The 12,704-nt window shown below is 73.3% G+C and carries 17 protein-coding genes; 4 read left to right on the top strand and 13 right to left on the bottom strand.

Going from position 1 to position 12,704, the window contains the following annotated elements; all coding sequences use genetic code 11:
* Window positions 1-21 precede the first annotated feature (21 nt).
* Window positions 22-1,797 carry a LuxR C-terminal-related transcriptional regulator gene (locus tag ACSP97_RS30885; protein WP_440555301.1) on the bottom strand — a complete coding sequence of 592 codons (1,776 nt, stop codon included), beginning with the start codon at window positions 1,795-1,797 and terminating at the stop codon, window positions 22-24.
* A gap of 95 nt (window positions 1,798-1,892) precedes the next feature.
* Between ACSP97_RS30885 and absR1 the strand changes: the two genes are divergently transcribed.
* Together absR1 and ACSP97_RS30875 are read left to right on the top strand one after the other, a co-directional pair.
* The gene (gene absR1, locus ACSP97_RS30880; RefSeq protein ID WP_440555299.1) at window positions 1,893-2,978 is read left to right on the top strand and encodes a beta-glucuronidase AbsR1; all 1,086 of its coding nucleotides are present in this window, start codon (window positions 1,893-1,895) and stop codon (window positions 2,976-2,978) included.
* A gap of 175 nt (window positions 2,979-3,153) precedes the next feature.
* On the top strand, window positions 3,154-3,282 hold the full coding sequence (locus ACSP97_RS30875; protein WP_388294818.1) for a hypothetical protein: 129 nt from the start codon (window positions 3,154-3,156) through the stop codon (window positions 3,280-3,282).
* 41 nt (window positions 3,283-3,323) lie between these two features.
* Here the strand turns inward: ACSP97_RS30875 and ACSP97_RS30870 are convergent, their stop codons facing one another.
* From ACSP97_RS30870 to ACSP97_RS30845, 6 genes are all read right to left on the bottom strand, one after another.
* Window positions 3,324-3,455, bottom strand: a complete 132-nt coding sequence (locus ACSP97_RS30870) for a hypothetical protein (protein WP_355153169.1) — start codon at window positions 3,453-3,455, stop codon at window positions 3,324-3,326.
* Between the two features lie 11 nt (window positions 3,456-3,466).
* Entirely contained in the window at window positions 3,467-3,811 is a 345-nt protein-coding gene (locus ACSP97_RS30865; protein ID WP_355153167.1) for a hypothetical protein, read from the bottom strand.
* A gap of 27 nt (window positions 3,812-3,838) precedes the next feature.
* The gene (locus ACSP97_RS30860) at window positions 3,839-4,747 is read right to left on the bottom strand and encodes a radical SAM protein (RefSeq protein WP_382012506.1); all 909 of its coding nucleotides are present in this window, start codon (window positions 4,745-4,747) and stop codon (window positions 3,839-3,841) included.
* 119 nt (window positions 4,748-4,866) lie between these two features.
* Window positions 4,867-5,010, bottom strand: coding sequence for a hypothetical protein (locus ACSP97_RS30855; RefSeq protein ID WP_364732383.1), 144 nt, complete (start codon window positions 5,008-5,010; stop codon window positions 4,867-4,869).
* Entirely contained in the window at window positions 5,007-5,330 is a 324-nt protein-coding gene (locus ACSP97_RS30850) for a hypothetical protein (RefSeq protein WP_364732380.1), read from the bottom strand. The genes ACSP97_RS30855 and ACSP97_RS30850 overlap by 4 nt, the downstream gene beginning before the upstream one ends.
* Window positions 5,327-5,722, bottom strand: coding sequence for a hypothetical protein (locus ACSP97_RS30845; protein WP_355153163.1), 396 nt, complete (start codon window positions 5,720-5,722; stop codon window positions 5,327-5,329). The genes ACSP97_RS30850 and ACSP97_RS30845 overlap by 4 nt, the downstream gene beginning before the upstream one ends.
* 195 nt (window positions 5,723-5,917) lie before the next feature.
* Between ACSP97_RS30845 and ACSP97_RS30840 the strand changes: the two genes are divergently transcribed.
* Entirely contained in the window at window positions 5,918-7,141 is a 1,224-nt protein-coding gene (locus ACSP97_RS30840) for a helix-turn-helix transcriptional regulator (RefSeq protein ID WP_440555296.1), read from the top strand.
* On the opposite strand, the gene ACSP97_RS30835 is transcribed toward ACSP97_RS30840, so the two are convergent.
* Entirely contained in the window at window positions 7,122-7,784 is a 663-nt protein-coding gene (locus tag ACSP97_RS30835) for an HAD family hydrolase (RefSeq protein WP_364732371.1), read from the bottom strand. The two genes, ACSP97_RS30840 and ACSP97_RS30835, sit on opposite strands and share 20 nt — an antisense overlap.
* Window positions 7,785-7,868: 84 nt before the next feature.
* On the opposite strand from ACSP97_RS30835, the gene ACSP97_RS30830 reads away from it, so the two are divergent.
* Window positions 7,869-8,024, top strand: coding sequence for a hypothetical protein (locus ACSP97_RS30830; protein ID WP_364732368.1), 156 nt, complete (start codon window positions 7,869-7,871; stop codon window positions 8,022-8,024).
* On the opposite strand, the gene ACSP97_RS30825 is transcribed toward ACSP97_RS30830, so the two are convergent.
* The 5 genes from ACSP97_RS30825 to ACSP97_RS30805 form a co-directional block, all read right to left on the bottom strand.
* Window positions 8,021-8,257: a hypothetical protein gene (locus ACSP97_RS30825; RefSeq protein WP_382012516.1), complete on the bottom strand. Its 237-nt coding sequence runs from the start codon at window positions 8,255-8,257 to the stop codon at window positions 8,021-8,023. The two genes, ACSP97_RS30830 and ACSP97_RS30825, sit on opposite strands and share 4 nt — an antisense overlap.
* 389 nt (window positions 8,258-8,646) lie before the next feature.
* On the bottom strand, window positions 8,647-10,026 hold the full coding sequence (locus ACSP97_RS30820) for an NtaA/DmoA family FMN-dependent monooxygenase (protein WP_355531184.1): 1,380 nt from the start codon (window positions 10,024-10,026) through the stop codon (window positions 8,647-8,649).
* A gap of 19 nt (window positions 10,027-10,045) precedes the next feature.
* Window positions 10,046-11,275, bottom strand: a complete 1,230-nt coding sequence (locus ACSP97_RS30815; protein ID WP_440555292.1) for an LLM class flavin-dependent oxidoreductase — start codon at window positions 11,273-11,275, stop codon at window positions 10,046-10,048.
* 147 nt (window positions 11,276-11,422) lie between these two features.
* The gene (locus tag ACSP97_RS30810) at window positions 11,423-11,545 is read right to left on the bottom strand and encodes a putative leader peptide (protein WP_355153152.1); all 123 of its coding nucleotides are present in this window, start codon (window positions 11,543-11,545) and stop codon (window positions 11,423-11,425) included.
* Window positions 11,546-11,684: 139 nt separating this feature from the next.
* A complete protein-coding gene (locus ACSP97_RS30805; RefSeq protein ID WP_355153150.1) occupies window positions 11,685-12,704 on the bottom strand; it encodes an ABC transporter substrate-binding protein in 1,020 nt (339 codons plus the stop codon).

The raw sequence follows: 12,704 nt of genomic DNA, 5'->3' as shown, positions 1-12,704 counted from the left end.
AGCGGCCCGGCGGCGCTACGGCTACGCCGTCTCCCCCACCAGGCAGGGCAGCGCCCCCCGGTCTCCGGTGCCGAGCCGCGTGTACGCGCTGTACAGGTGGTTCCCCACCGTGCGCACCGACAGCGTCAGCCGCTCGGCGATCTCCCGGTTGCTCAGTCCGGAGGCCGCGAGGGCGACGATCTGCCGCTGGCGCGCGGTGAGTTCGCCGAGCACCAGCCCGGCCAGAACCGGGGTGCGGGCGCCCGGGCAGCGGCGGGCGAGGGCCAGCGCCCGGGTGCGGGAGCGGCGCGCGGCCCGCGGGTCCCGGTGCGCCCGTACCGCCTGCGCGTGCGCCTCCGCGGCGAACAGCAGGAAGCCGCGCTCCTCCAGCGCCACCGCGGCCCGGTCCAGCGCGGCCCCGTCCCGCCGTGCCAGCGCCTCGGCGTGCCGGGCGAACACGCTGCCCGGCGGGATCGGACCGGCGGGCAGGCCGAGCCGTACGGCGATGCGGCGCGCGTAGTCGTCGTCACCGTCGGGCCCGACGTGCCCCGGTTCGTCGGACTCGGCCCGGGCGAGCGCGAGTTCGGCGCCGCACCCGGCGTGCCCCGGCTCCCGCCGCAGCCCCTCGCGCGCCCACGCCGCCGCGTCCCGCACCTCGCCCCGCAGCCGGGCGAACCGGGCCCGTACGGCGGCGTACCCGGCCGGAACCGGGCCGCCCTCCGCCACCAGCCAGTCCCCCACCGTCGTGGGCGCCGGCCGCACGTCCAGCTCGGCCATCCGCCGCAGCAGGTCGCGCTGTTCGGCGTCGAGCGCGGCCCCGAGGCGGTCGGGGCCGCCGGTCAGTCTGCGGGCGCGCAGCCGGCCGGTGGTGGCGCGCAGGGCCGGGCCGTGCAGCGGGTCGGCGAGTGCCACCGCGCCGTCGTCGCCCACCACGATCAGCCCGTCCGTCTCCAGGCGTTCCAGGGCGTCCAGTTCGGAGGCGGACAGGTGGGAGCCGGGAAGGCCGGAGCCGGGCAGGTCGGGGCCCGTCGGGTCGAAGCCGGACAGCGGGAGCGGCGCCGGTTCGGCGAAGGCGAGGCGTTCGAGGATCTCGCGTTCGCCGGGGCCGGTCCGCGCCCGTACCGGCGCGAGGCGTTCGCGCACGGCCGGGGTGACCGGCAGCGGCCCGCGCCAGGCCCGCTCGCCGGTGCCGGGCACGGCGACGAGCCGGCCGCCGGTCACCAGCTCGGTCACCAGGTCGCGCAGCAGCCGCAGATCCCCCCGGCACAGCTGGTGCAGCCGGCGCACGGTGAGCGGTTCGAGGGCGGCCCAGGCCAGGAGTTCGGCGGTGTCCTCGGCGGGCAGCGGGGCCAGGGCCAGCCGGGGCAGCACCTCCCCCGTCCACAGCCGGGACACCGCGCCGGGCGCCGGGACGCCGTCGGTCGCGGCCACGACCAGCCGGGTGCGGCCGTGCACGGCGAGCTGGTGGACCAGCGCCGCGGAGGCCTCGTCCAGCAGGTGCGCGTCGTCCACGACGAGGAGCCGGACCCCGGACAGCGCCCGCACCGCTCCGTGCAGCGAGCCGGTGCCGTCCAGCAGGTGCGCGAACGCCGCCAACGGCAGGTGGCGGGCCTCGGGCGTACCGGTCACCCGGGCGTGCTCCGCGCCCCGGACCGCCTCGGTGATCAGCCGGGTCTTGCCGCGTCCCGCGGGCCCGGTCACCACGATGCCGGGCCGGCCGGTGGCCGACGCCCCCCGCACCAGCTCCAGTTCGTCCTCCCGGCCGGTGAACGGCCAGGGCAGTTCGAGGGTCTTCGCGTCCTGTTCGTAAGTCCTCACACCTGACAGAGCAGGCGTACTCAGGTTTGATACAGGGCGACTTGAGTAGCCCCCGACTCAGGCGCCCGCACCGGTCGGGCGGGCACTGTGGCCGCATGACCCGACGCCTGTGCTCGCTACCGCGGCAGCCGGCCCCGTCCTTCGGACCGGGGCTGACCGCCGAGCGGCTGGGCGCGCTGCTCGCCGGGCGGCGCATGTGGGTCAACGGCACGGTGCTGCACTACTGCTTCCTCGACGCCGACCGCGACGCCTCGGTGATCCCGGTGCCCGGCACCGGGGAGCTGCGCCGGGTGCCGTGGGCCGGCGGCAAGGAGCAGCAGGACGTGGTCCGCGAGTGCTTCGCGCAGTGGGAGGCACTGGGGGTGGGCGTCGCCTTCGCCGAGGTCGGCGAACGGGGGGAGGCCGAGCTGCGGATCGGGTTCCAGGCCGGCGGGGGGTCCTGGTCCGCGGTGGGCCGGGAGGCGCTGGCGGTGGGCCGGGCCGAGCGCACCATGAATCTCGGGTGGGACGTGACCGCGCAGGGGGAGCGCGGCACGGTACTGCACGAGATCGGGCACGCGCTCGGCCTGGTGCACGAGCACCAGAACCCGTCCGCCGGGCTGCACTGGGACGACGAGGCCGTCTACGCGGAGTTGGCGGGGCCGCCGAACCACTGGAGCCGGGAGACGACGTACACCAACGTCCTGCGTGCGCTCGACGCCGGGGAGTCCAGGGGCGCGGTGTGGGACCCGTGCTCGGTGATGGCCCTGCCGTTCGGTCCGGGGCTGGTGCTGGAGCCGGAGCGGTACCGCGGGGGGCTGCGTCCGGCCGGCACGCTCTCGGATCCGGACCGGGAGTTCGTCCTGCGCTGGTATCCGCCGGCCGGCGGGTGCGGGCCGCAGCCGCTGGTGCCGTTCCGTTCGGCGCCGCTGGCCCTCGGGCCGGGCGAGCAGGCGGACTTCCTGGTCGAGCCGCCGGAGACCCGCGACTACACCGTGGGCACCTTCGGCGACGGCGACACCGTGCTGGTGGTCTTCGAGGAGCGGGAGGGGGAACCGCGTTTCCTCGCGGGCCACGACGACGGCGGCACCCCGGACAACGCGGCCGTGCGGGTCCGGCTGGTCCGGGGGCGCCGCTACGTCGTCCGGGTCCGTCTGTACTCCACATGGGGGTCGGGACGGACGGCGGTGATGTGCTGGTGAGGGCTCGCGGAGGGGACAGGCCATAGTCCGGCACCGGGAAAGCGGTCGCGGACGTCACCCACGGGGGAGGTGACGTCCGCGGCCACGCCACGCGCCCGGGCGCCGGGACGACCCCAGCGCCCGGGCGCCTCGCCTGTGATGGTGGCGTCGTCCACCAGGTCGAGGACGCGTACATGTGCCATCGATGGGCCACGACCGCAAGACGATCAAGCGGATCGACCAGGGCACGCACGCGACGTCCATCGACCACCTGTTGCTCATCGCCAACGCCCTCGACGTACCCCTCGCCGACCTCGTCCGCTGAAGGCCCGACCGGCAGCGTGCACCGACCGGGCCGATGAGCTGTCAGCCCTGCGGCGGGACGATGAAGCCGCGCGTGGGCCGGGGCTTCGGGTCACGCGACGCCGGCTGCTGCGCTTCCCTCCACGCCGCGACCAGCTGTGCGTACCGCGGGTCGATCCACTCGGAGTTGAGCATGTGACCTCCCTTCAATGCGCGCTATGCGTCAGCGCGGTGGATGTCCGCAGCTCGGCCAGCCGCCGTTGATACAGCGGGCCGGCCGCGTGAGCGCCGCGCGCCTCGCTGGGTGTCGACTGCTCGATGAGGTGATGAGCGAGCGCCTTCAGATGAGCTGACCACGCGACGACGTGCTGCTGAGCAGGCCGGCCGCACTCTTGCGGCTCCCCGGGTAGGCACAGCGGCAGCTGCGGGCCGAGCTTGTTGGCCGCGTGCCGCACGTACACGGCGATCATGGTCCATTCCTCCTCGGTCCGATGGATGTTGTTCTCGTCCTCCCAGCCCCACGGGCCGAAGTCGTCGCCGTGATCGTCCATGCGCGCACTCCTGATCATCGAAGCGGGTCAAACCGACGCGTCGATGGTAGGCGCGTCCGGGGCGCCGCCGGCCTCCTGCGGGTCGCAGTGCCCCACAGAGGGGACGCACGGCCCGCACGGGCCGCACATGGGCAGGAACTGCGGCGGGGTGCAGCGTGCGGCGCCGGGGCCGTGCACGGCTTCGATATCCGCGGTGACGGCGGTCATCTGCGGGCCGTTCCAGATCTCCGCGAGGGGGGTGTTGAGGACGTTGCCCATCGAGAGGAAGCGGCCCAGCACGCACGGGCTCACGCTGCCGTCCGGGAGGATGGCGCACTTCTCGTGCGCGCAGTGCCCGCACAGATCCTTGATGGTCGGCGCTGCCCCCTGGCTGGCCCGGCCGAAGGCGCGGATACGGTCGCCGCCCACCTGCTGGACACCGAGGCCGGTGAGGTCCTGTACGGCTTCCTGGACGCGCTGGCCTTGGCGTGTGGCGACGACTCCGCCCCGCAATGGGATGCCGAGGTCCAGCGCCTTCTGGATGTTCGCGCGCGTCTTGCGGTGCGAGCCTCGTAGCTGTGTCACCTGGTCGTGTTCTTCGGAGTCGTCGGAGTAGTAGGACGTGGCGAGCTTGACTCCGCACCGCTGGAACGCGTCCCAGAGGTTCTCCCCAATGTGGGTCATGTTCGAGAAGACCTCGATGCCGAGGCCCCGGCCGCGGGCATGCTCGATGAGCTGGGGAAGGTTGGGGTAGAGCGTGGGCTCGCCGCCGATGAACTGGACGTCCAGCGTGCCCATGTCGGCGAGTTGGTCCAGGACGTTCACCCAGTCCTGGACGGTCATGGCGCCGTGGGTGCCCTTGGGGCCGGAGTCCGCGTAGCAGTGCGTGCAGTTCTCGTTGCACAACCCGGTGACCTCTAACCACGCGAACTTCAGCGGGCTTTGGGCAACACTCATCCCTGCACTTCCTTCCTGTTGGCGTGTGCGGGTGGCAGGCCAGCCGTCGGGACGGGGGTGCCGACGGCGGGCCCTGCGGCCTCCCCACGAGGGGGTCGGCGAGGCCGCGGCTCAGGGGGTCACTTCACGGGGTACGTCTGCTGCCGGGCGGGTCGGCACGGGACGGGGCAGATGTAGATGGTGGCGCTGACGCTGCTCCCGGTCTCGATGACGACTGGCTCCGGCTCGCCTTCGATCTGCTTGTCGCAGCGGGCGCAGATCATCGGCGGGCCGCCCTTACCGCGCGGACCAGGCTGAGGCCCGTGGGGCACTGGGTGAGGTCGTCCACGCACTGCTCGCACGACTGACCGTGCTCCACCAGCGCCTCCAGCGCCTCCCGCTCGGCGCACCGGCGGCACGCGCGCGGATACCTGCTGGTGCGCGCGTCGATGCGGCGGATCGTGCGCTCGCCGAGGTCGATCGGCGTGGTGGTGGCGAGGTCTTCGCCGTCCCATACGCAGTCGAGGCCGCGGGCCTGGCGCTCCGTGAGGGTGTTGTACAGGGGCACCGGGAGAAAGGCGAGCGGGTTGAGAGTGGTCGTCATCCGGCCTGCTCCTCTCCGATGCGTGGGCCGAAGGCGTCCGCGATGGCGGCGGCGAGGGCGTTCGGGTCGGCGAGCCAGCCGTCGTCGCCGGGGCAGATACGCCAGTGCGGGCCGGGGCCCTCTGTGCGGCGCGCCGGGGGGATGGCGAGCGTGGCACCGCGCCCGAGTGCGGTCGTGTTCGCGACGTCCCACGTGTCGGCGGTGCCGGCGGGGACGAAGTAGTAGACGACGCCGGCGGCGGTGAGGGGGTCTTCGATGGCGGCGCCGCAGCGGGGGCCGAGGATGGCGAGTGCGGCGAGGCCGACGCTGCGGGGGACGCGGATGGCGTCCCAGTCGTGTCCGGCGTCGTGCAGGGTGGCCCCTGCGGCGGACGGTAGTCGCGTGCTCGGCATCGCCTTCTCCTCGGCACCATGTGTGATCGGGTGCGAACCAGAGTGGCCCTGACGCAGCATCACTTCGAGGACTTGCAGCGGACTCTTGTCTGCGCCGAAGAGGACTTTCTGTGAGCCGAATGGGCGCCCATTGCCCAACTGGAGGGCTTGGCCGCACACTTACCCGGTACGGGCCCGGACCGTGGAGGTGCAGCTGTGGCCGTGACAGGAAACCACCGGCTCAAGGCGGCCAGGATCGCCGCCGGTTACCACTCCCAGCAAGCACTCGCCGATGCGCTCGGCGTCGGCGTCCGCCAAGTCCGCCGCTGGGAATCCGCGACCCCGCCGTGGCCGCACGCCGAGCAGGAGCAGGCCCTCACCCGTCTCCTCGGACAGGACATGGAAGCCCTCGGCTTCACCCCGCAAGCCGGGGCGCCAGTCGACCGCGTCCGCCGCACCGTCCTCGCCGCCGGCGCCGCCGCAGTCGGGCTCGCCGCCGTGCCCACCCAGGCGGTCGCCGTGCAGCCAGCGACCGCCGCCGACGACTACGAGGCCGTCACCCGCTCCCACCGGCGCCTGTACTGGTCCGTCGCCCCAGCCACCCTGCACCCCGCCGCGGTCGCGCACGCCACCCTGGGGTGTGCGCTGCTCCCTGAGGCGGCGGGGCAGACGCGGGCGCGGATCGCTTCGGCGCTCGCCGAGACGTGGCTGCTGGCCGGGCGGATCGAGTTCTTCGACATGCGCGAGTCCGACCGCGCGCAGCACACTCTCCTCCGCGCGTTCCAGGCCGCCGGCGAGGCCGACGACGCGCTTCTCGGCGCCGCGGTCCTCGCCCACACCGCGTTCATTCCGGCGTGGGTGGGCGAGCGAGATGCGGCCGTGGAGCGGATGACGGCCGCGCGGACCTACGCCCGGCGCGGGGCGGCGTCGGCGGAGCTGCTGGCCTGGCTGGATGCGGTGGAGGCGGAGTGCGAGACCCGCTGCGGCAACACGAGGACGGCGTTGCATCTGATCGGGCACGCTGAGGATGTTCTCGCGCGCGGCAGCGAGCACCAGTCGCCCGAGTGGCTGGACTGGTTCAGCGCCGTCCGGCTGGCCGCGTTCAAGGGCAACACCCAGCTCAAGGCCGGCCACCTCCCGCAGGCCCGGACCACGCTCCTCGGCGTCCTCGACACGCTCGCCCCGTCCGAGGAGAAGCAGAGCACCGTCATCCTCGGTGACCTCGCGATGGTGGAGGCCGCCGCCGGGGACCCGGAGGCCGCCTGCGGGTACGCGGTCCGCGCGCTCGACCAGCTGGAGCGGACCTGGTACGCGATGGGCATGGACCGGGTGCGGGAGGTGCGGCGCGCGTTGGCGCCGCACCAGCACGAGCGCTGTGTCCGTGACCTGGACGACCGGCTCTACGGATGGTCTACGACGGTCAGTGCTCTTGCTCGTTGAATCGGGCGATGAGGCCGGACAGTTCGAGGAGGCTCTTCACCCGGAAGGTGGGGAGCTTCTCCGCTTCTTCGGTCCCCCACTGGATCGTCGCCCACGGGCCGCGGTGCACGAGCGCGGTGTGCATGCCGGCCTCGCGCGCGGGCCGGATGTCGTTGTCGACGCGGTCGCCGACGTACAGCATCTCGTCCACCTCCGCGGGGACGACTTCGGCGACCCGGTCGAAGAACGCGCGGTCGGGCTTGCTGGCGCCCCAGTCGTCTGAGGTGCCGATCAGGTCGACGTCACCTGAGAACAGCTCGCGCAAGATGCGGCCCGCGCGGACAGTCTGGTTTCCGGCGATGCCGAGCCACAGCCCGTCAGCGCGGAGTGCTGCGAGGGCGTCGCGGACGTCCGGGTAGAGGTCGGATTCGCCGAAGTGCTCGGGTTTCCCGGCGGCGGCGCGCTTCTCGCGCTCGGCGTACAGGTCGAAGCCGGGCCGGAACTCCTGGAAGGTCTCGCGGTAGTCGCGACCTTGGGCGATGACGGCGCCGAACATGGCGTGGAAGGTGTGGCGGGGTACGCCGAGCCAGTCGGCCCAGGTGCCGTACTCGGTTGTCTCGTCTACGAGGCACTCGCCCACGTCGAAGATCACAGCGCGAATCATGAGGTCAGCGTACGACCCCGCCGATACGCTGGAGGCATGTCCCCCGATCCTGCTGCCTCTGGCCCGGTGCGGTCTGCTGCTGAGTTGAACGCGCAGATCCGGGCGCTGTGGTCGCACCCTGCGGTGCCGCTGACGCGGGAGCAGCGGGCGGAGTACGAGCGGCTGTGCGCCGAGCTCCGCCAGGTGGAACGCGGCGGTGCTGCGGCGGCCGACTCCGCCCGGATGCTGCCCGCGGCCTAGCGGTACTGGCGGCGCTGCGGGTCCAGCGCCGGTGAGCCCTGCGCGGTGCCGGTCCCGTTGCTGGCAGTCGGGTCCGGGGCGCTGTCCCGGCGGCAGACCAGCGCATCCGGGTCGTAGGACGGCGCCTGGAGGGAGTACCCGGCCGGGCACGTCGGCCCGGCCGGACCCCACTCGCCCGTCGCCCCCGTGTCGCCCTTCGCGCCCTGGACGCCAGCCGGGCCCGTCGGCCCCACCGCCCCGCCGCACCCTGGCCCCCGGCTCCCCCGGTGCCCCGGACGGTCCCGGCGATCCGGTCGCACCCGTCGGTCCAGGCGGCCCCGGATTCGGCACCGGCACCTGCGCCCGCGCGGGCAGAATCTCCACCGCCTTCGTCGGGTCCGGAGCAACGGGGGTCTTGCCCTCTGCCTTCACCTGTTCGCGCAGCGCCCGCACGTCCCCCGCCAGCGTGGATACCGCGGTGCCGCGCCGGTCCGCCTCCGCAGCGAGCTGGTGGGCCATGTGGTCGCGGTCGATGGGGAGGTACACCACCGCTGCCGCGCCGCCGACGAACAGCAGGACCGCGACCGCCCACAGCAGACGCCGGGGAGGTGACGTCCGCGACCACGCCGTTGTGCCGAGTCTCCTACGAGGCGGCCCGCTCGGCGGGCGGCGCGGCGGAGTCGGGGTGGGCCAGGCCCAGGTGGTCGCGCAGAGTGGTGCCCTCGTAGTCGGCGCGGAAGACGCCCTGCTCCTGGAGGAGGGGCACCACCTTGTCGGCGAACGAGTCGAGGCCGCCGGGGGTGATGTGCGGGACGAGGATGAACCCGTCGGAGGCGTCCGCCTGCACGAACTCGTTGATGGAGCGGGCGACGGTCTCCGGGGCGCCGACGAAGGTCTGCCGGTTTCCGGTGTTGATGACCAGGTCGCGTATGGACCACTTGTTGGCCTCGGCGAGCTGCCGCCACTCGCGGGCGATGGCGACCGGGTCCCGGTACATCCGCACCTGCGCACGGCCCCGGGAGATGTGCTCCTCGCTCACCACCGGGTCGACGTCGGGCAGCGGTCCCTCCGGGTCGTACGCCGACAGGTCGCGGTTCCAGACGAACTCCAGGTGCTTGAGGGCGGTGGCCCCGCTGACCTGCTGCCTGCGCACCTCGCGGGCGAGTTCGGCGGCCTCGGCGTCGGTGTCGCCGAGCACGAAGGTCGCGGCGGGCAGGATGAGCAGCTGGTCCGGGCGGCGGCCGTACTTGGCGAGCCGGCCCTTGACGTCGGCGTAGAACGCCCGGCCCTCCGCCAGTCCGGCGTACCTGCTGAAGATGGCGTCCGCGCCGGAGGCGGCGAACTCGCGGCCCTCGTCGGAGTCGCCCGCCTGGAAGATCACCGGGCGGCCCTGCGGGGAGCGCGGCACGTTGAACCGGCCGTGGATGTCGAAGTGCTGCCCCTGGTGCACGAAGGCGCCCGCCTTGGCGTCCCGCAGGAAGGTGCCGGTGGCCTGGTCGGCGAGGATCTCCCCGGCCCCGAAGGAGTCGAAGAGCTCGTTCGCGGTGGCCAGGAACTCCTTGGCGCGCGAATAGCGTTCCTCCTGCGGCAGGAAGCCGCCGCGGCGGAAGTTCTCGCCGGTGAAGGCGTCCCAGGAGGTGACGACGTTCCAGGCGGAGCGGCCGCCGGAGAGGTGGTCGAGGCTCGCGAACTGGCGGGCCACCTCGTACGGTTCGTTGAACGTGGAGTTGATGGTGCCGGTCAGTCCGAGCCGGTCGGTGACGGCGGCGAGGGCGGCCAGCACCGTGAAGGTGTCCGGGCGGCCGACCACGTCGAGGTCGTATATCTTCCCGCCCTGTTCGCGCAGGCGCAGCCCCTCGGCGAGGAACAGGAAGTCGAACTTGGCGCGTTCGGCGGTGCGCGCGAAGTGCGCGAAGGACTCGAACTCGATGTGGCTGCCGGCGGCCGGGTCGCTCCACACGGTGGTGTTGTTGACGCCGGGGAAGTGGGCGGCCAGGTGGATCTGCTTCAGCGGCTTGCTCATGGTCGTACGGTCCTCCGGCTCAGACGGCGGTGGCCGCTGCTGCGGCGTAGCGGTTGGCGGGGCGGGCGAGGCCGAGCAGGCCGCGCAGGGTGTCCGCCTCGTAGGCGGTGCGGAAGCGGCCCCGGCGCTGGAGTTCGGGCACCAAGTCGCGGCCGACGCGGGGCAGGTCGTGCCCGGCGACGGCGGGCCGCAGCCGGAACCCGGTCAGCCCGGCGGCCGCGAACTCCTCCAGCAGGTCGGCCAGTTCGGCGGCGGTACCGGTGAAGATCCGGGCGTCGCCGGTGTACGGCTCCCCCGCGAGCGCGTCCAGCCGCTCCCGCCGGGCCTCGGCCGCGGCGCGGCTGTCGTCCAGGAAGACGAGGAGGTCCCCGAACAGGTGCAGGGTCTCCCCGGCCCGGCCGGCCGCCCGCTGCTCGGCGCGGATCTCGGCGACGATCGCCCGGGCGTGCGCCGCGTCGCGCGGGGTGACGTAGCCGAGGTCGGCCTGGCGGGCGATCAGCCGGTACGGCAGGGTGCCGTGGCCGAGGGCGGTGACCAGTGGCTGGCCCTGGGGCGGGCGGGGCGTGATGGAGGGGCCCTTGACGCTGAAGAAGCGGCCCTCGAAGTCGATGTAGTGCAGCTTGTCCCGGTCGATGAAGCGGCCCGTCGCCCGGTCGCGGATCTCGGCGTCGTCCTCCCAGCTGTCCCAGAGCCGGCGCACGACCTCCACATGGTCGGCCGCCTCGTCCAGCAGGTCGCCGATCAGTTCCTGTGCGTCCGGGCTGTCGGGGGCCTCGACGCGGCCGATGGTGCGGCGGCCGAAGTGGGCGGCCTCGTCGGTCCGCGCGCTGATGCGCACCCGCAGGCCGGCGCGGCCGGTGCTGACGTAGTCGAGGGTGGCGATCGCCTTGGAGATGTGGAACGGCTCGGTGTGCGTGGCCACCACGGTCGGGACCAGGCCGATGTGCCGGGTGAGCGGGGCGACGCGGGAGGCGACGAGGACCGCGTCGAGCCGGCCGCGGACCTGGTCGGTGCGGTCGTCGGGCTCCAGCGGGTGCGAGGACTGCGGGCCGAGGCCGTCCTCGAAGGTCACGAAGTCGAGCAGCCCGCGCTCGGCCTCGGCGACCTGGTCGGCCCAGTACCCGGCGGTGAACAGTTCCCCGGGGCGGGCGACCGGCTCGCGCCAGGAGGCGGGATGCCAGCCGGTGCCCTCCAGGGCGACGGCGAGATGGAGGTGGTCGGGGTCGTGGGAGTCGGATGCTGAGGACACGAGTCGGTGGCCTTCCTGGGTGTCCGTACGAGGGTGTGCCGGACGCACCTATGTCGGGTGTCGGGGTACGGCGGGGGGCGCGGCGGTGCGGGAGATGCGCACGGCCGGCGGACCGGGGAAACCGGGGGGTGACCGGGGAGAGGGCTGTCAGGGACGACAGAGCGCGCCGGCCACGCGCAGCAGGTCTATGTGGGGCCGGGAGTGCAGCACGGTGGAGCGGGCGGTGCTCAGGACGCGGGCACACGGGACGCGCCGCGGGTCCTCGCTCATGTCCGCCACCTCCGTCCACCCGGCTCGGCGGGCCGCCTGCGCGGTGCCTTCGCACATCTCGTCATGAGTCACAACGTCCCGGTCCCGCCGGGTGTTCCCGTGTCCGCGGTTCGCGGGCCGGGCGTTTTCCCGTCCGCCGTCAGGAGTCGCTGAGCGGCAGGCCGGGCGGGTTGACCTCGGACTTGGCCACGGCCTCGTCGGAGAGGTTGTAGGCGGCCAGCCACTTGGCGTACTGCCCGCTCTTGATCAGGTGGTTGACGGCGTCCGCGATGGGCTTGGCCAGGCCGCTGTTCTTCTTGGTGGTGGCGGCGATCAGCCCCTGGAGGCTCGCGCCCGCCCCGGAGTAGGTGCCCGCGCTGCGGGTGGGGTCGGGCGAAGCGGCGGTCCGGGTGACGTGGTAGGCGACGCCGGGGTTGGCCGCGAAGTAGGCGTCGATCCTGCCGCCGGTCAGCGCCAGATAGGTGGCGTTCTTGCCGGCGTAGCGCTTGACCGTGAGCGTCTTGCCCTCGGCCTTCAGCTTGCTCTGCCACTCCAGGAGGATCCTCTCCTGGTTGGTGCCGCTGTCGACGGCCACGGTCTTCCCGGCGAGGTTCTCGTAGTCGCCGTCGAAGTTCCAGGTGCTCTTCTTCAGCACCTCGAAGCCCACGTTGTCCTTGCGGTAGGAGGCGAAGTCGTACTTCTTCTTGCGTTCCTCGGTGTCGGTGATGTTGGCGAAGCCGACGTCGGCCTTGCCGCTGTCGATGCCGACGAACATGTTCTCCCAAGTGGCGTTGGAGAACTGGGGTTTGAGGCCGAGGACCGCGGCGACCAGGCGGCCGAAGTCGGGTTCGGCGCCGGTGAGGGTCTTCTGGTCGCCGCCGATGTAGGCGAGCGGCGGGAAGCCGTCGGGCAGCGCGCCCACGACGATCTTCAGGGTGCCGCTCCGGCGGACGGCCGCGGGCAGTTCGGCGTTGAGGGCCTTGACCTCGGAGACCTTCAACTCTGTCGGTTTGGCGGCTCCGTTGGACACCCGGCCCACGGTGACCGTGCCGGCCGCGTCGGTCGTGGTGGCCGCCTCGCTGTCGCCGCCGCAGGCGGCGAGGGTGCCGGCGAGGGCGGCGACCGCGGTGGCCGCGGCCAGGGCGCGGGTCAGACGGCGCAGGGAGGGGTGGCTGGGCAT

Source organism: Streptomyces sp. SCPE 10 (assembly GCF_051980735.1).
GTDB classification, from domain to species: Bacteria; Actinomycetota; Actinomycetes; order Streptomycetales; family Streptomycetaceae; genus Streptomyces; species Streptomyces misionensis.
This window is presented reverse-complemented; position numbering and strand designations above follow the sequence as displayed.